Source organism: Clostridium bowmanii (genome assembly GCF_018861315.1).
GTDB classification, from domain to species: Bacteria; Bacillota; Clostridia; order Clostridiales; family Clostridiaceae; genus Clostridium_AD; species Clostridium_AD bowmanii.
In genome coordinates this window covers 80,593-103,770 of the sequence record NZ_JAHLDL010000001.1, presented here as the reverse complement: position 1 = coordinate 103,770, position 23,178 = coordinate 80,593, and the positions used below count along the sequence as shown (strand labels likewise).

18 protein-coding genes and 1 pseudogene are annotated in these 23,178 nt (G+C 30.0%); 16 read left to right on the top strand and 3 right to left on the bottom strand.

Annotation, left to right across the window (positions count from 1 at the left end):
* Positions 1 to 25 precede the first annotated feature (25 nt).
* From gtfA to KPL51_RS00470, 8 genes are all read left to right on the top strand, one after another.
* Positions 26 to 1,495: a sucrose phosphorylase gene (gtfA, locus tag KPL51_RS00505; RefSeq protein ID WP_216155742.1), complete on the top strand. Its 1,470-nt coding sequence runs from the start codon at positions 26 to 28 to the stop codon at positions 1,493 to 1,495.
* 109 nt (positions 1,496 to 1,604) lie between these two features.
* Positions 1,605 to 2,576 carry a LacI family DNA-binding transcriptional regulator gene (locus KPL51_RS00500; protein WP_216155739.1) on the top strand — a complete coding sequence of 324 codons (972 nt, stop codon included), beginning with the start codon at positions 1,605 to 1,607 and terminating at the stop codon, positions 2,574 to 2,576.
* Between the two features lie 187 nt (positions 2,577 to 2,763).
* Positions 2,764 to 3,867, top strand: coding sequence for a lysylphosphatidylglycerol synthase transmembrane domain-containing protein (locus KPL51_RS00495; RefSeq protein ID WP_216155736.1), 1,104 nt, complete (start codon positions 2,764 to 2,766; stop codon positions 3,865 to 3,867).
* A gap of 55 nt (positions 3,868 to 3,922) precedes the next feature.
* Positions 3,923 to 6,139, top strand: coding sequence for a glycosyltransferase (locus KPL51_RS00490; RefSeq protein ID WP_216155733.1), 2,217 nt, complete (start codon positions 3,923 to 3,925; stop codon positions 6,137 to 6,139).
* On the top strand, positions 6,132 to 6,758 hold the full coding sequence (locus tag KPL51_RS00485) for a lysophospholipid acyltransferase family protein (protein WP_216155730.1): 627 nt from the start codon (positions 6,132 to 6,134) through the stop codon (positions 6,756 to 6,758). Before KPL51_RS00490 ends, KPL51_RS00485 begins: the two co-directional genes overlap by 8 nt.
* Before the next feature lie 94 nt (positions 6,759 to 6,852).
* Positions 6,853 to 6,999 carry a hypothetical protein gene (locus KPL51_RS00480; protein ID WP_216155727.1) on the top strand — a complete coding sequence of 49 codons (147 nt, stop codon included), beginning with the start codon at positions 6,853 to 6,855 and terminating at the stop codon, positions 6,997 to 6,999.
* 194 nt (positions 7,000 to 7,193) lie between these two features.
* Complete coding sequence (abc-f, locus tag KPL51_RS00475; protein WP_216155724.1) at positions 7,194 to 9,092, top strand: ribosomal protection-like ABC-F family protein; 1,899 nt, start codon at positions 7,194 to 7,196, stop codon at positions 9,090 to 9,092.
* Between the two features lie 25 nt (positions 9,093 to 9,117).
* A complete protein-coding gene (locus KPL51_RS00470) occupies positions 9,118 to 10,311 on the top strand; it encodes an MFS transporter (RefSeq protein WP_216155721.1) in 1,194 nt (397 codons plus the stop codon).
* 77 nt (positions 10,312 to 10,388) lie between these two features.
* Here the strand turns inward: KPL51_RS00470 and KPL51_RS00465 are convergent, their stop codons facing one another.
* Together KPL51_RS00465 and KPL51_RS00460 are read right to left on the bottom strand one after the other, a co-directional pair.
* On the bottom strand, positions 10,389 to 12,590 hold the full coding sequence (locus KPL51_RS00465) for an alpha-galactosidase (RefSeq protein WP_216155717.1): 2,202 nt from the start codon (positions 12,588 to 12,590) through the stop codon (positions 10,389 to 10,391).
* 43 nt (positions 12,591 to 12,633) lie between these two features.
* The gene (locus KPL51_RS00460) at positions 12,634 to 13,080 is read right to left on the bottom strand and encodes a hypothetical protein (protein WP_216155715.1); all 447 of its coding nucleotides are present in this window, start codon (positions 13,078 to 13,080) and stop codon (positions 12,634 to 12,636) included.
* Positions 13,081 to 13,597: 517 nt separating this feature from the next.
* Here KPL51_RS00460 and KPL51_RS00455 point away from each other — a divergent pair.
* From KPL51_RS00455 to KPL51_RS00435, 5 genes and pseudogenes are all read left to right on the top strand, one after another.
* The gene (locus KPL51_RS00455; RefSeq protein ID WP_224853439.1) at positions 13,598 to 14,824 is read left to right on the top strand and encodes an aminopeptidase; all 1,227 of its coding nucleotides are present in this window, start codon (positions 13,598 to 13,600) and stop codon (positions 14,822 to 14,824) included.
* 214 nt (positions 14,825 to 15,038) lie between these two features.
* Positions 15,039 to 16,568, top strand: a complete 1,530-nt coding sequence (locus tag KPL51_RS00450) for a sensor histidine kinase (RefSeq protein ID WP_216155710.1) — start codon at positions 15,039 to 15,041, stop codon at positions 16,566 to 16,568.
* Positions 16,569 to 16,802: 234 nt separating this feature from the next.
* A complete protein-coding gene (locus tag KPL51_RS00445; protein ID WP_216155707.1) occupies positions 16,803 to 16,970 on the top strand; it encodes a zinc-ribbon domain-containing protein in 168 nt (55 codons plus the stop codon).
* Positions 16,971 to 17,166: 196 nt separating this feature from the next.
* Positions 17,167 to 17,791, top strand: a pseudogene (locus tag KPL51_RS00440) (response regulator transcription factor).
* Between the two features lie 20 nt (positions 17,792 to 17,811).
* Positions 17,812 to 18,339 (top strand): hypothetical protein, encoded by a 528-nt coding sequence (locus KPL51_RS00435; RefSeq protein ID WP_216155703.1) that lies wholly within the window; start codon positions 17,812 to 17,814, stop codon positions 18,337 to 18,339.
* A 283-nt stretch (positions 18,340 to 18,622) separates the two neighbouring features.
* Here KPL51_RS00435 and KPL51_RS00430 read toward each other — a convergent pair whose 3' ends face one another.
* Positions 18,623 to 19,240, bottom strand: coding sequence for a spore germination protein (locus KPL51_RS00430; RefSeq protein WP_216155699.1), 618 nt, complete (start codon positions 19,238 to 19,240; stop codon positions 18,623 to 18,625).
* A 244-nt stretch (positions 19,241 to 19,484) separates the two neighbouring features.
* Between KPL51_RS00430 and KPL51_RS00425 the strand changes: the two genes are divergently transcribed.
* Genes KPL51_RS00425 through KPL51_RS00415 form a run of 3 tightly spaced genes read left to right on the top strand, consistent with a single transcriptional unit; the run spans position 19,485 to position 23,178 of the window.
* A complete protein-coding gene (locus KPL51_RS00425) occupies positions 19,485 to 20,966 on the top strand; it encodes a spore germination protein (RefSeq protein ID WP_216155696.1) in 1,482 nt (493 codons plus the stop codon).
* Between the two features lie 8 nt (positions 20,967 to 20,974).
* Positions 20,975 to 22,069, top strand: coding sequence for a GerAB/ArcD/ProY family transporter (locus KPL51_RS00420; RefSeq protein ID WP_216155693.1), 1,095 nt, complete (start codon positions 20,975 to 20,977; stop codon positions 22,067 to 22,069).
* Positions 22,066 to 23,178 (top strand): Ger(x)C family spore germination protein, encoded by a 1,113-nt coding sequence (locus KPL51_RS00415; RefSeq protein WP_216155690.1) that lies wholly within the window; start codon positions 22,066 to 22,068, stop codon positions 23,176 to 23,178. The genes KPL51_RS00420 and KPL51_RS00415 overlap by 4 nt, the downstream gene beginning before the upstream one ends.

Below are 23,178 nucleotides of genomic sequence, written 5' to 3'. Positions count from 1 at the left end.
AGCAATTTAAAAGGAGAGATTCTATATGGCAGTAAAAAATAAAGTTCAGCTTATCACTTATCCAGATTCATTAGGAGGAGATTTAAAAGAACTTAACAATGTTCTTTTAAAGCATTTTCCGAATGTGTTTGAAGGTGGAATTCATATTCTACCACCATTTCCATCATCTGGAGATAGGGGATTCGCTCCATTAACCTATTTGGAAATAGAACCTAAGTTTGGCTGCTGGGATGATATTAAGGCTATAGGACAACACTCCGATGTTCTGGTGGATTTGATGGTAAACCACATTTCTAGACAGTCTATTTATTTTCAGGACTTTCTAAGGAAAGGGAGAAAATCAGAATATGCTGATTTATTTATTACATTGGATAAAATTTGGAAAGATGGAAAACCAGTAGAGGATGATATTAAAAAAATGTTCCGTAGAAGGAGAGTGCCTTATTCAACTTTTACAATAGAAGAAACGGGTTACGTGGAGAGGGTATGGACAACCTTTGGAAAATCGGATCAATCTGAGCAGATTGATTTAGATATAAAATCAGAAAAGGTAAGGCAGCTATTAACAGACTTTTTTGTTAATTTTAGTAAAAACCAAGTTAAAATAGTAAGATTAGATGCAGTTGGATATATTATTAAAAAGCTTGGAACAAGCTCTTTTTTTGTAGAACCTGAAATATATGAATTTCTTGACTGGATTCGTGAAATGGCAAATTCTCTAAAAATTGAGCTACTCCCTGAGGTTCATGCGCATTATGCAACTCAATACAAGCTCGCGAGTAAGGGCTTTTGGATATATGATTTTATATTGCCGTATACTATTCTAGAAACACTTTTTAATAAATCCAGTGCAAAGCTTTGTTCTTACCTAAAGGTTCGTCCCAGCAAACAATTTACAATGCTTGACTGCCATGATGGCATTCCTGTAAAACCGGATATGGATGAGCTTATAGATACAAGTGAAGCTAGAAAAGTAGTGGATGTTTGTATTGAAAGAGGTGCAAATTTAAGCCTTATTTTATCAGAAGAACATAAGGCTAAAGATGGATTTGATGTTCATCAAATCAGAGGCACATACTATTCTATTCTCAATTGTGATGATGATGCCTATATGGCAGCTAGGGCTATTCAATTTTTTGCACCTGGCATACCTCAGGTATATTACGTGGGACTCCTAGCAGGCGAAAATGATATTGAAAGTGTAGAGAAGAGTGGCGAAGGACGTGAAATCAATCGTCACAACTTCAGTATATTGGAAATCGAGAAATCTCTTGAAAAAGAGGTTGTGCAGAGACTACTTAAATTGATAAGATTTAGAAATGAATATGATGCTTTTCAGGGAATATTTACGGTTTTGGATTCAGCTGATGACGAAATTCATCTTATATGGGAAAATGGAGATATGTATTGTACATTATTTATAGATCTTAAAACCAATAAATCACTAATTGATTATGTGGATGAGATTGGAAATAAAGTACAATATATAATATAAATGCTATGTTTTTTAAGCCTATGTTGAATATTTATATATTTCTATGTTATCCTAAGATATAGAAAATATCATAAATAGGTTTAAAAATTATTTTGTAGAGGGTGTTTGTATGGCAACAATAAAGGACGTAGCTAAAGTATCAGGGGTTACAGTTACTACAGTATCCAGAGTATTAAATAATAGAGGGTATATTAGTGAAATTACAAGGAAAAAGGTTTATGATGCTATGGCGAAGCTAAACTATCAGCCGAATGAACTAGCAAGATCATTATTTAGAAAAAAGTCTAATTTCATAGGACTTATTATCCCTAATGTGGCCCATCCTTTTTTTGCTGAGCTTACAAGCTTTATAGAATATTATGCTTATAAACAGGGCTATAAGATTTTGATATGTAATTCATATCAAGATTCAGTAAAAGAAAGAGAATATGTGGAAATGCTAAAGAGAAATCAAGTGGATGGAATAATTATGGGAAGTCATACCTTAGAAACTTCAGATTATCTAGTTCCCACACTGCCAATAGTAGCTATAGACAGAAATCTGTCTCATGACATACCTTATGTTACATCAGATAACTATAATGGTGGAGTACTTGCTACTAATCTATTAATAGATAAGGGGTGTAAAAAACTAGTTCATATTAGTGGACCTTTAGAGCTAAATACTCCAGCAAATAATCGTTATGAAGCCTTTATGGACGTAGTTAAAAACAGAGGTGTGGAGTATGTTATAATACAGGCAAAATTAGATATATTTGAAAGCTATGAAAAGTTAGCCTATAAGTTGTTTAAGGAACAACCAGACATAGATGGAGTTTTTGCAAGTAGTGATATGATTGCAGCTTCCATCATTCATGTAGCAAATGAAATTGGAAGAGAAATTCCAAGGGACTTAAAAGTAATAGGCTATGATGATATAAGTATTGCCCATATGATTGTCCCACCACTAACCACAATAAAACAACCAATTGAACAAATGGCAGAACTAACAGTGAAAATATTAATAGATCAAATAGAACATGTAGAAGTAAAGTTAGAAAATATTTTGCCTATAAGTCTCGTAGAAAGAAAGTCTGTATAAATTATTTTAATAAAAATAAAAAGGATAGCCCCAAAATATATTAATATATTTTGGGGCTATTAAAATGCAGTGATAACATCACTTATTTTCATAATATTTACAATGAATTATTAGTTAACATAAATTTATGGAAGATACCATATGATTTAAAGATGGTGTAATTATGGGACTATCAAGGAGAAAAAGTATGAGAAAAATTATTGGTAACACTGAATCTAAGTTTAAACGAGTTAATAATAATTTAATTGCAAAAACGAAAGTATTAACCTACTCCATATTTACACTTATATTTATTGCCACTTCCTATTTATCAGTATTATATATAGGAAAACACTTTAGTTCTAAATCATCATTTTTCACCTTTGAATCCTTGTCACCCATTATATTAATATCACTAGGAGTTCTACTAGTTTTTTATTTTCTTTTAGATGCACTAAGATTTTTATATGTTATGAAAACAATTCAAATTGAGGTATCTCTTGGATATCTTCTTAAACTGGCATTTATTAATATGTTTTTATCAAATATAACACCCTTCGCTACTGGAGGGGCCTTTGCTCAAATATACTTTTTGAATAAAAAACAGATTTCCATTGGTGATGCTACTGCAGCAACTACTATAAAAACTGTACTTCCTATTATATTTTTCTTTATTACAACACCAATGATTTTAATAGCAGATAAAAGTCTTTTTAAAATTATTCGGAGTGATAATAATTTGATTTATATTTTATCGTTAGTTGCAATGTATATTTTAGCTTGTTATGGATTTTATAAAGTACTAAAAAATACAAGTATAATCAAAAAAAAATTATTTAATATATTAGTTTTATTAGAAAATAAAAAAATAATTCCAAAAAATAAGGTTGAAAGATTTAGAAATAGTAGCTTTTTAGAAATTGATATATTTGCTATAAATATTAAGAGATTTTTAAAAGGTAAAAGACAATATATATTGTTATCAATAATTTTTATGATATTATATCTTTTTGCACTATTCAGTTTTCCAGTCATTCTCATTAGAGGATATAACTCGAATATTTCTACAAGTCAAATTATTTCATTGCAAATATTATTGACCTTCATAACATATTTTGCGCCAACTCCTGGAGCTACAGGGGTTGCTGAGGGCGGATTTACGTTAATGTTTTCTAATTTCGTTGATAAAAGTGATATAGTATCATTAACATTCTCATGGCGGTTTTTTACCATGTATTTAGGGATTTTAATAGGTCTAATTATTTTTTATGGGGAAATAGTTAAAAATAAATTCTCAGCAAAAGTGATTTAACCACATTTAAACCCTAGGTGATGAGTTAATATTCAGGAGGTTAGAGTTAAGCTTTATGAGGAGGAAAAAAAGTTTAAAAATTCTATTGTTTATAGATATAGCATTATTAGTAATCTTTATTTCTTATAAGAGTTATTTATTTGTATTTGAAGCTGATTTTGCATCAACTAATATTAAAAACATACAAAGGCTTAAATATATAAAAGCAGATCAGGGTATTTCTTTTGCTGTACTTGGGAATATAAAGAGTTCTTTAGATATATTCGATAAAAAAATAGTTAAAAAAATAAATAATGATAATAATCTTAATTTTGTTATTTCTACAGGAAATGCAGTAATAGCAGGAGATGAGGATAAATATAGAATACTAAACAAAAGCCTTAATAAAATAAAAATTCCCACTATTATTGGAATAGGTGAAAAAGAAAATTCAAATGGTGGTGCTACAAAATTTTATGATCATTATGGGCCTTATTATTTTTCTTATAGTGTAAATAATGCATATTTTATTTTTTTAGATACTACAGGAATAACCTCGCAGGAGTGGCAAAAGGCATGGCTTATAGCTGAATTAAGTGCTAGTGATAAATATAAGTACAAGTTTGTAATTATGAATAAATCTCCATTTGATGTGGGAAAAACAGAATTAATTAATAAACCATATAGTGATTTTTTAAGGAATACTTTTTCAGAATATAAAGTAAATGCTGTATTCACTTCTGGTTATGAGATTTTTGATAGGAGAGAAATTAAAGGTGTTCAATACTTTATAAGTGGTGGTGCTGGTGGAGCCTTACTTCTTAATAATGAAAATAGTTTTTATCACTATATTAAGGTGAACATAAGAAATGACGAAGTAGCTTACAGTGTTATAAATGATGATATGTCATCTAGTAAAATTATTTATCGAGTCTTAGAAAATATTTGGTACTATATTCATGCAATTTTTTACTCCAACTTTTTTAATTTCATATTAATGCTTTGTATATTGATATTTTTGGGGTTAGTTATTAACTATAAAGTTACTAAAAGTGTAAATTATTATAATGAGTTTGAGGAAGCATCGGAAAGTATTGAAAATAGTGGAAAATTAAATATTGCCATGTTCACCAATAATTATTTCCCTTTTATTGGTGGTGTACCTATATCTATTGATCGGCTTGCAAAGGGTCTTCGGAGGCAGGGACATAAGGTGGTAATATTTGCTCCAAAGTATCCACTTAAAACCATTGAAGATGTTAATGTAATTAGATGCAATTTATTAATTTATTATAAAAGCAAGGCCTTTGATTTTGCTATAGTCAATATTTTTTCCTCACAAATAGAAAAAGTGTTCTCAACCCAAAATTTTGATGTTATTCATGTACATCACCCATTTTGGATGGGTACAAAAGGACTCGAACTTGGAAAGAAATATGGACTACCTGTTATCTTAACTTATCACACTAGACTTGAAAAATATGCTCATAATTTGCCAGTTTTCAAACTAACCTTTGAAAATATAGCTTCTCATAAATTAATTAAAATATTTTCGCAGAAATGTGATGCTATATTTGCACCAACTAATTCTGCAAGTGAATACCTAGCAAACATTGGAGTAAGCAGAGATAAAGCTGTTCTACCTACAGGAGTAGATTTTGATTTTTATAATAATGTAGATGTTAATGAAGTAAATCTCATTACTAAAAAATATAAACTGCAAAATGAAGTGATTTTATGCTCCGTTTCCCGTTTAACAGTGGAAAAAAATATTTATTTTCTATTAGAGGGAATTAAACGTATAAAAGATAATTCTAAAGTACCCTTTAAATGTATTATCATAGGAGATGGACCTGAAAAACAAAACATATTAAAAACTATAGAAAATAGGGGATTAAAAAATATAGTAATACTTGCGGGAGCATTGTGTCCCAAGGAAGTTTGCAAGTACTATATGGCTTCAAATATTTTTGTCTTTAGTTCAGAGTCGGAAACACAAGGCATGGTAATTTTAGAGGCAATGGCTGGGAAATGTGCTGTTGTAGCTATTCGTTCTAGTGGAATAGATGACATAATTCATAACGAATATAATGGGTTTAAGACTAAAGCTGATTTAGATTTGTGGTCAGAAAAAGTTATTTATCTAATAGAGCACCCTGAAATACTAGAGTGTATGTGCCAAAATGCCTATGATTTTTCTAAAAAGTTTTCCTTAGACGCAATGGCAACAACCACAGTAGATTTATACAAGAAAGCTATAATTCATAAAAGAGGGGTGACTTTTCATGAGTAAAATATCCTATTTTTTTGGAAAACTCACTACACTTATTTCTATTTACTATATTAAATTTGTGTATAAAACTAGTAAAATAGTATCCACCGGACAATATAAATTATTAAAAGCTGATAACGATGAAAAATTTATTGTTGTATTTTGGCATGGTGATAGTTACTCATTATACCCTTATCTTAGTGGACAAGGACTCTATGTAATTACTACAAATAATGGACGCGGGGATTATATTAATTTAATATGCAATCATTTTGGATACAAAACAATTCGTGTACCTGATGAAAGTGAAGGCGGAAACTTTTTGTTTAAAATTCGACGTCAAATAAATGGACCTAGTTGCGCTAATTTAACAATTACTCTTGATGGTCCATTAGGCCCTTATCACCAGCCAAAGCGCTTTCCATTTATCACAGCAGTCCTCACAAAACGTAAGGTTCTACCTCTTACAATTAAATGTAAAAGAAAAATACAACTAAGTGGCAGATGGGATAAATTTGTTATTCCCCTACCTTTTAATAAAATTGAATTACATGTTTATGATCCTCTAAAGATAACAAAGAAAGATTTAGAGAATGAAGCTATATATATAAGAGAGCAAGTATTAAAAATAATGGAATAGGTGCCACTTAAAATAGAAAATTCCAATATTGATATTATATAAAATTTATGGTAATATTAAATTAATTAAGTTTTGAACTTTGGAGGTGAAAATGATGGCTAAGTTCTTTTTAGAAAATACAACTTTAGATAGATTACCGATGGCATTATCTGGAATTACGCATAATGATTTTCATTTTACGGGAGAAGTCTGTCCAAAATTGAATAGAATACTAAAAAGAAGTGAGTTATCTTTACCTTAAATACATTATAATTATGTTATTTTAAAGCCTAGGTGAGGACTTTCTTGCCTGGGCTTTTTTTACTTCGATTATATGATGAATTAGTTTAACTGGTTTAGCTTAAAATCAAAATATAGGAACTCCAGCAAGTCTCACTGCTGGGGCTTTATTATTTTAAGGAAATATAGATTACAAAAATATAGGAGGAATTAAATATGATAGAACTTGCATTAAAAGAAATAGAAAAATACTTTGGAGGTAATAGGATTTTTAACGATATTACTTTTGAAGTTCAAAATAATGAAAGAGTTGGGCTAATAGGAAAAAATGGTTGTGGTAAAACTACAGTTTTTAAAATTATAGCTGGTATAGAAAATCAAGATAAAGGTAGTATTTCCATAAGAAAAAATGCTACTGTAGGATACTTACATCAGATACCGGATTATCCGGAGTCTTTTAAAGTGATAGATGTTTTAAAAACTGCCTTTAAACAGCAATATCAAATAAATAGAGAACTTAAAATAATAGAAGAGAAAATGGCTAATTTAAACGGAAGTGAATTAGAATATACATTAAGAAAATATGGTGAAGTTAATGATCGTTATGAAGCAAAAGGCGGTTATGAAATAGAAGAAAAAATGAGTAAGGTTTGCACCGGACTAAAGTTTAATGAAGAATTCACAAACAGAGATTTTATAAGTCTAAGTGGTGGTGAAAAAACCATTGTTATATTAGGTAAAATTCTACTTGAGAATCCAGATATACTTCTCCTTGACGAGCCTTCAAATCATTTAGATGTAGTGTCAATAGAGTGGCTTGAAACTTATCTTAAAGGTTACAAGGGTACGGTAATAGTTATTTCACATGATAGATATTTTTTAGATCGAGTTGTAACTAAAATAGTGGAAATTGAGGATGGGGAAACCTCACTTTATGATGGTAATTATTCTTATTATGTAAAAGAAAAGCAAAGAAGAGTTTTTGAACAATTTGAAGCATTTAAAGACCAACAAAAGAAAATAAAGGCTATGGAAAAAGCAATAAAACAACTAAGGATATGGGCTATTCAAGCTGACAATGAAAAATTCTTTAAAAGAGCTGCAAGTATGCAAAAAAGATTAGATAAAGTAGAAAGAGTTGATAAGCCGCTTATAAATCAACCCAAAATTCAGTTGGATTTTGTGGATACTGATAGGTCAGGCAAGGATGTAATAAGTATTAAAGGCTTAAGTAAAAGCTTTGATCAAAAGGAAATATTAGAGGATTTATATTTAGACATTAGATATGGTGAGTGCACAGCTTTAATTGGTGATAATGGAAGTGGTAAATCAACTATTATAAAAACACTTTTAGGTGAGGTAGAGGCGGATTATGGGGAAGTTAAGCTCGGATCTAACACCAAAATAGGATATCTTCCCCAAAATATAACCTTTAACAATGAAGAGTTAACAGTACTTGAAGCTTTTAGAGAGGATATGTTTATTTTAGAAGGCCCAGCTAGAGGGATACTGGCTAAATTCTTATTTTATGGCGAGCAGGTTTTTAAGAAGGTTAAAAATCTTTCAGGTGGAGAAAAAAGTAGACTTAAGCTTTGTATGCTAATTCAAAATGATATAAATCTATTGATACTTGATGAGCCCACAAATCATTTGGATATAGATTCAAGAGAAAATCTTGAAGAAGCACTACTTGAGTTTAGTGGGACTATATTATTTATATCACATGATAGATTTTTCATAAATAAGTTGGCAGAGAGAATATGCGAAATAGAAGATAAAAAGATAATAGATTACCCGGGGAATTATGAATATTACAAGGAAAAGAAAAATGAATTTAAGAAAAATAAAATTGAAACTCCCAATATTGAAAAAGAAAAGAGACCAAGAAATAAAGAAAACATTCAAAAACAAACAAGTAATAACAAACTAAGAGAGGAAAAATCCTTAGAAATCTCAATACAAGAGCTTGAAACAAAACTTAAAGATATAGATATTGAAATGAATAACAATGGTAGCGAATATGAAAAATTATTAGAGCTAACAAAAGAAAAACAAAAAATTCAAGATGAATTAGACTCAATTATTGAAAAATGGATGGATATAGAAAATTCTTAATAATGAATAATTGGGGGAAAATATAATGGGGTATAAAAATGAACTGAGAAAAAATATTTCTAAAAATTATCTATTCACATTTTTAAAGGATTTTGATCTTACTCATGGGATTTGGATGATATATTTAGCATCCAAAGGATTATCCTTAACGGAGCTTGGGCTAGTGGAAGCTATCTTCCATATAACTTCATTTTTAATGGAAATACCTACTGGGGCAGTGGCGGATATTTGGGGGAGAAAAGCTAGTAGAATATGTGGAAGAATAGCTCAACTAATATCTGCATTTATATTAATATATTCAAATAGCTTTATTGGATTTGCAATAGGATTTGTAGTCACCGCGTTGTCCTATAATTTAGAATCGGGAGCAGGTGAAGCATTATTATATGATTCTTTAAAAGAAACAGGTGAAGAGAAAAAATATATGAAGGTATCTGGTGTTAACGAAATGATAATGCAAGGGGCTCAGACCTGTGGGCTATTACTTGGTGGTTTTTTGTCGAATTATAGTTATACCTATGCCTACGTAGTAACTATAGCAGTTACTACCTTGTCTATAATTCAAGCGCTGTCTTTTAAGGAACCAAATATTAAAATGGAAGTTGAAGAAAAAGGATTTAGAACTTTCAAAAATCAAGTAGCTGAAAGTTTTAAGATTATAGCTAGTAATAAAAAACTAGGATTTTTAATTGTGTTCTCACAGGCAATTTTTATGTTTAATACAAGTATATTCTTTTATTTTCAGAACTATTTACTTTCTAAGGGCATTTCAAAAGGAAATATAGGTATAATATTAGCAATAGCAGCTTTGGTGGCAGCTATAACAGCATCTAAGGCATATAAAATTGAGAGAAAAGTAGGAGAACGTGTAATAATATTATTACTTCCTTTAGTAATTTCTATATGTATATGGGGAGTGGCTTTAAGTAAATATTATTATGTATTTTTTATATTAATAAACAGTATTGAGTCTATTATTTTTATAGCAGTTAGTGATTACACGAATAAATTAATACCCTCCAATAAGAGAGCCACAATACTTTCCATGGGTAGCATGATATTTAGTTTATACATGATGATAATATTCCCTCTTATAGGAAAACTAGGAGATAAATATTCGTTGCAGTTTTCATTTGAGGTTTTGGCATCAATAGCAACTATTTTGGCTGTTATAAATATTATTGTTCTTGGAAGGAATAGAAAAGTAAAGCAAAAATAATTGAGTCAAAAAACTACCGAATATTAAATATTTCGGTAGTTTTCTAATTAATTCGTTATTTAACCACATAGTGGACTTTATTTATCAAGTGGATTGCATTTTATAATCCAAACCATACTTTGATAGTCTCCAAATAAATTTGGAATATCTATTCCAGAATACATCAAATCATCTCCACCAAATATATTTTTTTTATCTGTTATGGAGTAGTCCATATTTGAATCTAATCCTTTTAACTTTAGCTTTCTTATGGGTGCATTAGGCACAGCCAGCACCCTAAAATAGGTAACTAAAGCCTCGGTTTTATCTTCTGAAATATACATCCATGAACTTTCATTCCCTTCAAAAGGGCTTAAGAGCCTATACATGTTTCCAAACTGGATCAATTTCCTTAAATCTTTGTATTTTAATATCTGTGATTTTACTTCTTCTTTTTCATCATCAGAAAATTTTGTGAGATCTAGTTCATAACCAAAGTTTCCACACATCGCTACATCCCCTCTCATCTTAAGTGAGGTATTTCGATTTAGTTGATGGTTAGGAACTGCTGAAACATGGGCACCCATTGTACTTGCTGGATAGACTATACTTGTTCCATATTGAATTTTTAGTCTTTCTACCGCATCAGTATTATCACTAGTCCAGACTTGTGGCATATAAAACAATAAACCTGGATCAAAGCGACCTCCCCCACCGGAACAACTTTCAAATAGAATTTTAGGAAAAGATTTTGTGATAGAATTCATAACTTTATAAAGTCCTAGCATATATCTATGTGCTGTTTCTCTTTGCCTTTTTGCTGGGAGAGATGGTGAGCCTATCTCTGTGATGTTTCTATTCATATCCCATTTAACATAGCTTATATTCGCACTACTTAAGATGCTACCTACTGCATTAATAATATAATTACAAACATCTTCTCTTGATAAATCAAGAACTAATTGATTTCTTGCCTGTGAACGTGTTCTATTAGGTACATGAATACACCAATCAGGATTGGCTTTATATAAATCACTATCTGGTGATATCATTTCAGGTTCGAACCATAAACCAAATTCTAATCCAATAGTATTAATACTATTTGCCAAATTATTTATTCCCTTAGGTAATTTTTTCAAATCAACAGTCCAATCACCTAAAGAACTTTTATCATTATCCCTTTTACCAAACCAACCATCATCCAGTACAAAAAGTTCAATACCAAGGTCTTTTCCTACTTTTGCAATAGCTTCTATTTTTTCAGCATTAAAATTAAAATATGTAGCTTCCCAGTTATTAACTAAGATAGGTCGTACACTATCTCTAAATTCGCCTCGACATAGCCTTGTTCTATAGAGTTTATGATATGTTCTGGACATTTCACCTATACCTTCACTAGAATAAACCATAACCACTTCAGGTGTCTGGAACTCTTCATTTGGCTTTAATAGCCATGAAAAATCAAAAGGGTTTATACCCATTGATACTCTTGTAGTTTGATATTGATCTATCTCTGCTTGAGCTAAAAAGTTACCACTATAGACCAAACTAAAACCATAAACATCACCATGATCTTCATTAGCATCACCGCTAAGTAATGCAATAAACGGATTGTGTTGATGGCTACTTGCACCTCTTCTACTTTCTATAGATTTATTACCAGAACTTAGAGCATTCCTTTCAATATGACGCTCTCTTGCCCATGCTCCAGAAAGATTCATAAAGTCATAATTACTTTTATTGAAATCTAGACTCATGCTGAGCGCTCGAAGAAGTTTTAAATTTGTGGAACCTTCATTTACTAAGCGGACACTTCTTGTAATAACATCGAGATTTTCAAATGCGGTGTAAGATAAAATAACTTTAAGTCCAATTAGTGAATCTCTCATTACTATTTCTAGAGTTTGGGCTTCATCATGGCTTTCCACATAAGTAGCGGGTAGACCTAAAAGTGTAGGTTTTCCATCTGAGATTGTATGAGATTCATATCTAAGGTCCGTTATAGTTGACCCATTTTCAAGTTGTATTGAATAGGCTGGAGTACGAAAATCAGTATTTCCATAGGCAGGATATTCTTGTGGAAGAGTATCCAAAGAAAGCATTTCATCAGATGAATCTGTGTTTGCAGAAAAAGAGTCTCGTAACATTAATAGTAACATTTCGTCAATAACGGGTTTTCGTATTTTCTTTCCCCAATAAAGGTGTGCAAGATAACCTTTTTTAAATACTTGCATAATATAGCTGGTATTTCCTGCTTGCAAATGAAAAGAATCTGTAAATTTATCAAAAGTGATACTCATGGTCTATCCTCCTTTTGTAGCGGCCTTCGAAAACAACTAAAAATTATTTGAATAACTGAATAATCTCCTCAACACGTTTATCTTCATCCTTTAAACGTTCTACAATTCCGAAACCAGCTTTTAACTTTCCAACTTTGTTTTCATATTTAGTCAAGGCACTTTTAATATCGCTACCTTTACAGGTTAGGACTAGATTCACCTTATTAATTGGTACTTGTTTTAGAAACTCTCGAACAGTGGGCGCCGGTCCTCCTGCCCAAAGGGGTGACACAATAATATATTCATCTGCTCCTTTATAATCACCGTTTACTTTAATATTTACACTTTTATTTGTAGAGGCATAGTAACCACCCTTCAAATACCCGAAAATTCCATCCCAATTTTTATCATCAGTTATTTCAATAGGCTTTAAACCTAAGCCATCAGCTATTTTTGTTGCTACTCTTTTACTATTACCTGTTCTTGAAAAAAATAAAATCACTTTATTCATATTATAAACTCCTTTTTTTAACTATATCCATTAATATACTTTATATAAATAATACCCTATTAATACTCTTTCTTCAATTAAATCTTCATAATATTATGTGAATTTTTATGGTATAATTTTCTTAGGCTATATTATTTATATCCCATGATAGATTTATTATTAATAAGTTGACAGAGAGAATATGCGAAATAGAAGATAAAAAAATAATAGATTACCCGGGGAATTGTGAATATTACAAAGAAAAGAAAAACAACAAATCAAAGAAGAACTAGACCCAATCATTGAAATGTGGATGGATATAGAAAATTAAGCAACAATTATTAAGGAAAGCCTAAAATAGGCTTTCCTTAATAATATTAAATGCATAACATATTATCTGCACTATATATATTTAAGTCAAAAAATTTTCTACACTAGGATTTTATGGTATAATTTTCTTGATAGTAGTATATAAGAATTATAAACTAAATTAATGCACAAACTAATTTATATTCAAATTGTGAAGGGGAGTTTTGTTGTGAAAAATGAATTATTAAAAAAATATGCTCTTTTACTAGTGAGGACTGGAATTAATATTCAAAAGGATCAAACACTTGTTGTCAATGCACCTATAGAGTGTGCAGCTTTTGTTAGAACCCTATCTGAAATTGCTTATACTGAAGGCGCTAGAGAGGTAGTTATAAATTGGAGGGATGAATTATCTTCAAAGATTAAATTCATGCATGCTCCAGAAGAGGTTTTTGAAGAATATCCTGATTGGCAGAGAAATTTTTTCTTGTCAAATGTACGCAAGGGAGCGGCTTTCTTAAATATTTCAGCCTCTGACCCTGAACTTATGAAAGAAGTTAACCCTGAAAGAATGGCAAAATCACATAAAGCGGCTAGTATTGCTATAAAAGAGTATAGAGATAGGCTTATGAGCAATAGAAATGTTTGGTGTGTTGCTTCAATTCCAACTACAGCATGGGCAAAAAAAGTTTTTCCAGAATTATCAGAGGATGAAGCAGTTGAAAAACTTTGGAATGCTATATTTAAAACAGTAAGGGTTGATACAGAAAACCCTGTTGCTTCATGGGAAACTCACAAAAGTAATTTAAAGAAAAGTATGGATTTTTTAAACACAAATAACTTTAAGTATTTAAAATATAAAAATTCCTTGGGTACTGATCTAGTGATTGAACTTCCAGAAAATCATTTATGGCTTGGAGGCTCAGAATATACCCCTGAAGGCATAGAGTTTATAGCGAATATGCCTACTGAAGAGGTATTTACACTTCCTAAAAAAACTGGAGTTAACGGAATAGTAGTGTGCTCAAGGCCTTTGAACTATAATGGTAATTTAATTGAAAAATTCTCAATTACTTTTAAAGAGGGGAAAATTGTAGATTTTAAAGCTGAAAAGGGATACGATATTTTAAAAAGTATTATTGAAACTGATGAAGGTTCACATTATCTTGGTGAAGTAGCATTAGTGCCATATGATTCTCCAATATCAAATTCAAATGTATTATTTTACAATACACTTTTTGATGAAAATGCCTCTTGTCACTTAGCTATTGGAAAAGCATATCCAGTGAGCATAAAAAATGGTGAAAATCTAAGTGAGGAGGAACTTGCAAAATCAGGAGTTAATGACTCCACTGTACATGAGGATTTTATGGTGGGTACAGAAGATTTGCAAATAATAGGTATTACAGCGGATGGAAAAGAAATACCTATATTTAAAAATGGTAATTTTGCATAAGTCCCTTTATACAAATAGATTTGAAATTATAATATAAACAAGCAAGAATTAGATTGTAAAAATTAATAATGAAACACCCCCATTTCTTTTAATGATAGAAATTAGGGTGTTTTTATTTATAATATTTTATTTTAAAATATAAAAAGAGGAAAAGATGTATTTATGTGTAATTATATAAAGTGAATTCTTGTACTAAGAGGGGGATAAAATAGATATGAGCACTTATTTTGTTAAGAAATCTATAATTGTAATATTAATTATAATTAATATATTTTGTTTAAATGTTAAGGTGTCATTTGCTGAAGAAACTAAAAAAAACAATATACTTATTCAAAACTCACAGTATATAAAAGTTTCTAATTTGACACAATGTAGCATTATTGGAAGCAGTCCATCTTCATTTATAAAGATGTCAAAAAAATCATTATACTTGCATATTACTGTAATACTCAGTTTTCTAATACTTTCAAATTTTATTATGGTTAAAAACATTTTAAAACTTAGGTCAGCAAAGAAACAGAGTGTAAAAGAAAAGAGAATACTTCAAGCTATATTAGATTCTACTGGTGATGGAATTTTAGTTGTGGATAAAAAGGGAAGAAAGATTCATCACAATAATAAATTTCAAAATATGTGGGGGATGTCCCAAGAAATATTAGATAGAAATAATAATATAGAGATGATTGAATACGCTAAAAATCAATTGATAAATCTCGTTGAACTTGCTGAAAATATAAAAGAAAAGAGTAAACTTGTAGAAAGTAAAATAGATTTTATTAATTTTAAAGATGGAAGAGTATTTGCAGTATTAGTTCAACCACTACTAATAGAAAACAAACCAAGTGGTATGGTTTGGAACTTTAGAGATATTACCGAAAAAATACAAATAAAAAAATTGCAAGAGGAAGTTAAGATAAAAGAAACCTTATTAGAGGAAGCAAAAGAATGTGAAAATATAAAGGATCAATTTTTCAGCACTATATCACATGAATTGAAAACTCCTCTAAATATAATATTAGGTGTCGTTCAAATAATAGATAAAATTTTTTGTGAGGAAAAGTGCTGTGTTAATTATGAAAAGCTTAAAAAGTATATGAACATTTCTAAGCAAAATTGTTTTAGACTAGTAAAGTTAATTAATAATTTAATTGATATTAATAAAATTGATTCAGGATTTATGCATATGAAATTTAAAAATTATAATATCGTGAGTGTGGTAGAAAATATTACTCTTTCTATAGCCGAATACTCAGAAAGCAAGGGAATCGGACTTATATTTGATACAGAGGTAGAAGAAAAGATAGCATCCTGTGATGCAGAAAAGCTTGAAAGGGTTATGTTAAACCTACTTTCTAATGCTATAAAATTTACAGAAAGTGGGGGGAGCATAACAGTGAATATTTACGATAAAGGGGAAAGCATACTGGTTTCTGTAAAAGATACAGGTATAGGGGTACCAAGTGATATGAAGGAAAAAATATTTGATAGGTTTATGCAAGTGGATTCTACCTTAAGTAGAAGAGCAGAGGGCAGTGGAATTGGACTTTCACTTGTAAAAGCTATTATAGAACTGCACAATGGGACAATCAAGTTGGAAAGTAGGTTGGGACTTGGAAGCGAATTTATTATTGAACTGCCAACATTGTTAGGAGCTGAAGAACCTTGTGTACAAGATGAAATCGCTTCATATGCTCAGAGCAATGTAGAAAGGATAAGTATTGAGTTTTCAGATATATATTCATAAAATTATAGCATGTATTTAGAAAGCTATTTATCAATAAAATATATTAGTTTAGGACTAAAAAATTAAAAAAAATATTGTACAAACATTCATAATATGTTAAAATAAGTATATAATAGTAATGAATAATTACTATGTATAAGAATCTAATCTGATGAACAACATATCCTCTTTTCTTAGGAAATTATTGTTAATCAAATTTAGATTTTAATTTCCAAATATAAGGGGGAATTTAAAATGGCTGACAAAAACCTAATTTGTAAAGACTGTGGTAAAGAATTCGTGTTCACTGAGGGTGAACAAGCTTTCTACAAAGAAAAAGGATTCGAAAATGAACCACAAAGATGTGTTGATTGCAGAAGAGCAAGAAAACAACAAAATAACAAACCATCTTTTAAAAGATAGTTTAGATAAGTAATTTACACCCTATAAGGATTCAATCTTATAGGGCTTTTTTTATTTTCACATAATCTCACACAATACTTAGATAATTATTCGACATTCATCTATTATAATATAATTGAATGTTGAAATTATTTACAGAAGGAAAATTATGAATTACACTATTTATTTAGTTGAAGATTAGGAAAACTTAAATAGTATACTTACCTCGTATTTACAAAAGGAGGGGTGGGAGGTTACTTCATTTTTAAATGGAAAGGCTGCACAAGAGCAAATAAATAATACACCACATTTATGGATTTTAGACATTATGCTTCCAGATATAGATGGCTATCAATTAATTAAAGAAATCAAAAATAATAATGAGGAAACACCAGTTATATTTATTTCAGCCAGAGATGCAGATTTAGATAGGATTATAGGACTTGAGCTAGGAAGTGACGATTATTTATCAAAACCATTTTTGCCTAGAGAGCTTATAATAAGGACTAAAAAGCTACTAGACAGAGTTTATAAAAATATTAATACGGGGCTTAAAGAAAAGAGTATTATGCTAGGTTCTTATTTAATAAATGAGAATACTAGAGAAGTAAGTAAAGATGGAAAAGTAATAGACCTTACCTCTAAGGAATTTGATTTGCTTATTTTCTTTATGAATCAAAAGAGTCAAGCCTTCTCTAGGGAACAAATTTTAGAAAGCGTTTGGTAATGATTATTTTGGAAATGATAGGGTTGTTGATGATTTGCTTAGGAGACTACGAAAAAAGATGCCCGACCTTAAAATTGAGACATTATATGGTTGTGGTTATAGGTTAGCAAGATAATGAATATTAAAGGCGGTTTTGTGAAAAACAAATCTTTATTTTTTCAAATTGGTATTTTATTTGGAGGAATAATAATCGGATTATGTACCATACTTGCTTTATTATTCCCAATAATTCTAAGAGAATTCTTTACAAATGAGGTTTATAGTACTATTGAAAGTTCACAATATAATATTATTAATATAAGGTTATTTAAAAACTTGGAACTAGAATATGTTAATGATGAAAGTAATGATACTAAGGTTGATATACGATTTGTAACTCATATCCAAGTGCCAAAAGATGGTATTAATGAATCGTCAAATTTAAAAATAACTAAAGCCATAAATTCATCAGAGCTTAATTTGGCCTTCTTTAAACAAATAATTAAACAGGGTAAATCACAAAGTGATTTACCTAAAAGGTATGTAAAGCAATTAGGGAATAAAAAGGTTTTTTATGTGATTACTAAATATGATAATAAGAATAAATCAGGTTTTTTAATATCGTATATGTGGGATACCTATAGAAATAGCCTACTTAAAGCACTACTCCAAGAGCTAATGTAATACTAATACTGATAGTATTTATAAAAAACAATATTGAAAACAACTAAGATTTTTGAAAAAACAAATATATGATTTTCTTTAAATACAATTTGTACTACAGTTGCATTTGCACACAAAAAAAATATTATTGGTGACAGTAATAGTGTTGATTTTTTAATGGATATTTTTGTGAGGTCATTTAATATAAAAGATGCACTAAAATAGTAAATTGATATTATTCTAAAATTATTGACCATGGGATCTTCAATATATTGTTAGACTTTTCCAGTATAGATTACTGAATCTACATCATTGCCATTATTCTTGTGCGGACTTCATTTAAAACATCTTTGTCTACTATATCATCAATATATATAAGAGCTAAGTCAGTTTGAGAAGGGCTTCCAACTTTAAAATTTTCTATTGATAGATTAGGGTCTTTAATATTTCGCCTTAGCATACTAACATTAGTTTCAAGGCTTTCAATAAAACCTTCTCGTGGCCCTCTAATGGGGGATTTAATTGGAGGATCGGTTATGCTACGATAGTTTCCAGCGGTAGTATCAATTACTATAAAACTATTGATATTTTCAATTAATATTGCAGATTTACCGTCCTTTAAAGATTCAATTACATTATTAATATCAGTTTCTATTAAAGTATTACACATAACTATATACTTTTTAGATAAATAATCAGGCATATCTTCTTTAGGGACTAAAATTTCGTTAACATGGAGCATTAAAGGAGTTAATATGTCTCTAGTTATAATATCTTTATTGCTTAAGCCATTTATATAAAGTATAGCTGCATTCAATGGTTGTGTTTTTCCTAAATAAATTTTTTTAATAATTACAGGTTTTTTTTTGCCGATTTCATTAGTAATAAAATTAATTTGTTCATTTAAGCTAATATTAATCATATCGTCACCTATACATAGGGTTAGTAAAAAAAAATTATGCATTATTATATTCTGAAATTTTTTTAGACTATTTAATATTACTTCATAAAAATATTTATGTTCAAAAATTACTAAAAATATTTTAGGAGAAATAAAAGTGGATATTTTAGATGTAATTAGAGAAACTATGTAATATAAAAATAAATATGAAATAGTAATTTATAATTTAATATACTATGAATGATAAAAGGGGATGGTAATTGCAATGGAAAATGGAAATCTAAATGTAAATATAGATTTAATTAGAGAAGAGCTTGGCAAACAAAGTCCTATGGTAGTAAAACATTTTTATATTGGTATGGATGAACCGTTGGAAGCTGTTATTATCTACGTCAATGGGATTACAAACAAGGATACTATTGATAGAGATATATTAAATCCTTTGATGTTACATATAAGCGAAAATTTAAATGGAAAAGAAAAGATTGGAGAATATCTTTGTAAAAGATATATTTCTATGAGCAACACATTGGTAGAATTAGATATAAATGTAGTGGTGGATCATCTTAAAAGAGGAAAGACTGCAGTTGTAATAAATGGTGCTATAGAAGTAATAATAGCTGACACTACAGGGGGACAGCAGAGGGCTATTATGGAGCCTATGAATGAAACTGCAGCAAAAGGGCCAAGAGATGGTTTTGTAGAAAATTTAGAAGTGAATATTAGTCTTATTCGAAGAAAAGTCAAGGATAAGAACCTCACCATTGAGGTTCTTAAGGTAGGAAGAAGACTTCAGAGTGACGTGGCAATGGTTTATATAGACGATATAGTAGATAAACAGGTATTGGGAGAATTAAAAAAGAGAATCGAAGCCATTGATGTAGATGCTGTACTTTCATCGGGAAAACTGGAGCAATTCATTGAAGATTATACTTATACGGTTTTTCCACAAGCCTGTAGTACAGAAAGGCCAGATAGAGCTATTGGAAATATGTTAGAGGGGAGAATAATTGTTCTTGTAGAGGGAACACCTATGGTGCTTTTATATCCAGCAACATTTATGCAATTTTTTCAAGCCACGGAGGATTATACTGAAAGAACTGTGATAGCATCTTTTGCAAGAATTCTTAGAATTTTGGCAGCAATTATTGTTGTTACCCTACCATCTATTTATTTAACACTAATAAAGTTTAATGTAGAGCTTATACCCATAAAATTTGTAACACCCATTGTTCAATCAAGAGTTGGAATTGCATTAACTCCATTTTTAGAGATTATGGCTATGGAAATAGTTGTGGAGTTTTTAAGAGAGGGTGGGTTAAGACTTCCTACTAAAATAGCTCAAACATTAAGTTTAGTGGGCGGTATTATTATAGGTGATACGGCAATAAGATCTAAAATGGTGAGTCCTACTACCTTGCTTATAGTAGGAATTACAGTAATAACAACCTTTCTAATTCCTAATTATGATATGTCTCTTTCTATTAGAATGTTAAGGTTTCCTATGCTGATATTAGCAAATGTTATGGGAATATTTGGGATAGCAGTAGGATGGTTTTTAATTTTAGTTCATCTTTCCTCTTTAGATAGTTTAGGGGTACCATACTTCGAGTTTAATAAGAGCGATTTAAAGGATACTTTTATTAGAGCACCTTTGTGGAAGATGAACAAGCGGCCAGAGGGAATTCCACAGGGAGACCCAATAAGGCAGACGGATTTCAGAAATAAGTTTAAGAAAAAAAGGTAGTGAATAAAATGCAAGGAAGCGCGAGTAAAAAACAAACTTTCTTAACCGTAAGTCAGTTTGCTCTTATTATATTTGGAAGTATTGTTGGAGTTGGTATCTTATCACTTCCAAATGGTGTGGTAAAAGAGGCTCATCAAGATGGATGGATTTCTACTTTGATAGGAGGAATATATCCTTTGTATGTTGTAATCATTGCATCGTATATAAGTAAAAATTATCCTAATGATAGCATATTAATCCTAAGCAAAAAGTATTTTGGTAAAATTCTTGGAAGTGTATTTAATTTAATTTTTGCCACTTATTTTATTTTTATTGCATCAATGATAGCTAGTTATTATACTAACTTAATGCGAAATTACATAGTGGGATTTTTAACTCCTTTTAAGATCCTAGCTATTTTATTTATTAGTGTTATTTATACGGTATCTAGAGGTTTAAAGGTAGTAGGAAGAATTAGTGAAATCTCTTTTTATTATACAATATTTCTCATCATGACAACTATAGTAGCACTTCGAGATGCTAATATGGTAAATATTGAACCTGTATTTGGTTCTGGCATTAGTTCAATTATAAATGGAACTATAAAATCAGCTTTTAGTTATGCAGGAGCAGAAATAATTTTACTGATTTATCCTTTTCTCAAAGAGAAAAACAAGATATTGGCCTCTTCACTTATAAGTGTAGCTATAGTTATAGTTATCTATGTATGGTGTGTTTTTATAACAACTTATTATTTAGGACCGGATATTGTAGTAAAAAATTATTGGTCACTTCTATTGGTGATGGGGAGTGTGACAGTAACAGTAATAAATAATTATAAATACATTTTTATGACCTTTTGGAGTTTAATTGCATTCAAGAGTATCAGTATTAACGGGTATGCGAGTATACATATTTTGAAAGATTTTGCAGGAAAGATAGAGATGAAAAAAATTTATTTTTTAATGTATCCACTTCTTGTATATTTAGCCATAAAGTTTGGAAATGAAATAAGTAGACAAAGCATCAGTGAACATATTTTACCATACTATGTGATATATAACTTATTATATATGACGTCTATTGCACTACTTATATTTTTCAAGGGAGGAGCCAAGGCTTGAACAAGAAAAAATACTTTATAATAATCATTGGCATCATTAGTTATGTATTTATTATGCTTGGCCAGGACAAATCTCCTATTGAAGAGGTAGGAATTATTAGTGGCATTGGCTATGATATAGAGATAAAAGGCCAAAATAGTTTTGAATATACCATACCGATTAGTACAAATGTTTATAAACCAAGTGGTAGTCAAGTGAATTTGGTATTCAAAGAAAGCGGACAAAATCCAGGTGAAATAATTCAGAAAAGGCAAGAAAAGATGGATAAAAAGTTTGTCCAAGGCCATGAAAAAATAATTGTGATTAGTGAGGATTATGCAAGACATGGTTTGAAAACTTTGATAGAGGATAGATTTAGGAATCCAGAAGCAAATGACATGGCTTATATGGTTATATGTAAAGGAAAAGCAGAGGACTACTTAAAGTATAAGAAAGAGGGGTATATCAATTCTTCCGAGTATATAGGTGGGCTCGTAGAAAGTTATGGTGATTATAGTTTTTTTTCTAATAATTACAAGCTAATAGATGCATATGTGAGAATTGGAGCTGAGGGTAGAGATCTTGTGCTTCCTTATATAAATATAACAGAAGCAGGAATAGAAATAATTGGCGTGGCTATTTTTGACGAGGATAGAATGGTAGACCTTGCAGATATAAAAAATGGTAAAGTTCTTAATATGCTTAAAAATGATGAAGTAAAAGGGATAATTTCACTGCAAAAAAGTCCTAAAGAATACATCGATTTTGATTCAAAAACTGGTAAAAGAAAAGTTAAATGTTATAAGCAAGGAGATAAATACAGTTTCATTATAGAGTTATCCTTCACAGGTGTGGTTTCTAATAACGAGATGTACATGAATATGATAAAGGATATAAATATAAAAAAAGAATTTGAGAAGGATATGGCAAAAAGTATGGAAAAACAATGTAATGATTTTTTAAAAATAATGCAAAATGATTATAAGGTAGATTGTATTACACTAGGTAGAGAAGCTGCCGGTAAGTTTGGAAGGCAAAAGGGAATTGATTGGAATGAAGTGGTTTCCAATGCAGATATTAAGGTTAATGTAGTGGTTAAGGTGGAATTACAAGGTGGAGGAGATTATTAG

Bases quoted from the DNA above. Each gene is read 5' to 3' on its own strand.
- gtfA (WP_216155742.1), top strand. From the start codon at position 26: ATGGCAGTAAAAAATAAAGTTCAGCTTATCACTTATCCAGATTCATTA.
- KPL51_RS00500 (WP_216155739.1), top strand. From the start codon at position 1,605: ATGGCAACAATAAAGGACGTAGCTAAAGTATCAGGGGTTACAGTTACT.
- KPL51_RS00495 (WP_216155736.1), top strand. From the start codon at position 2,764: ATGAGAAAAATTATTGGTAACACTGAATCTAAGTTTAAACGAGTTAAT.
- KPL51_RS00490 (WP_216155733.1), top strand. From the start codon at position 3,923: ATGAGGAGGAAAAAAAGTTTAAAAATTCTATTGTTTATAGATATAGCA.
- KPL51_RS00485 (WP_216155730.1), top strand. From the start codon at position 6,132: ATGAGTAAAATATCCTATTTTTTTGGAAAACTCACTACACTTATTTCT.
- KPL51_RS00480 (WP_216155727.1), top strand. From the start codon at position 6,853: ATGGCTAAGTTCTTTTTAGAAAATACAACTTTAGATAGATTACCGATG.
- abc-f (WP_216155724.1), top strand. From the start codon at position 7,194: ATGATAGAACTTGCATTAAAAGAAATAGAAAAATACTTTGGAGGTAAT.
- KPL51_RS00470 (WP_216155721.1), top strand. From the start codon at position 9,118: ATGGGGTATAAAAATGAACTGAGAAAAAATATTTCTAAAAATTATCTA.
- KPL51_RS00465 (WP_216155717.1), bottom strand. From the start codon at position 12,590: ATGAGTATCACTTTTGATAAATTTACAGATTCTTTTCATTTGCAAGCA.
- KPL51_RS00460 (WP_216155715.1), bottom strand. From the start codon at position 13,080: ATGAATAAAGTGATTTTATTTTTTTCAAGAACAGGTAATAGTAAAAGA.
- KPL51_RS00450 (WP_216155710.1), top strand. From the start codon at position 15,039: ATGAGCACTTATTTTGTTAAGAAATCTATAATTGTAATATTAATTATA.
- KPL51_RS00445 (WP_216155707.1), top strand. From the start codon at position 16,803: ATGGCTGACAAAAACCTAATTTGTAAAGACTGTGGTAAAGAATTCGTG.
- KPL51_RS00430 (WP_216155699.1), bottom strand. From the start codon at position 19,240: ATGATTAATATTAGCTTAAATGAACAAATTAATTTTATTACTAATGAA.
- KPL51_RS00425 (WP_216155696.1), top strand. From the start codon at position 19,485: ATGGAAAATGGAAATCTAAATGTAAATATAGATTTAATTAGAGAAGAG.
- KPL51_RS00420 (WP_216155693.1), top strand. From the start codon at position 20,975: ATGCAAGGAAGCGCGAGTAAAAAACAAACTTTCTTAACCGTAAGTCAG.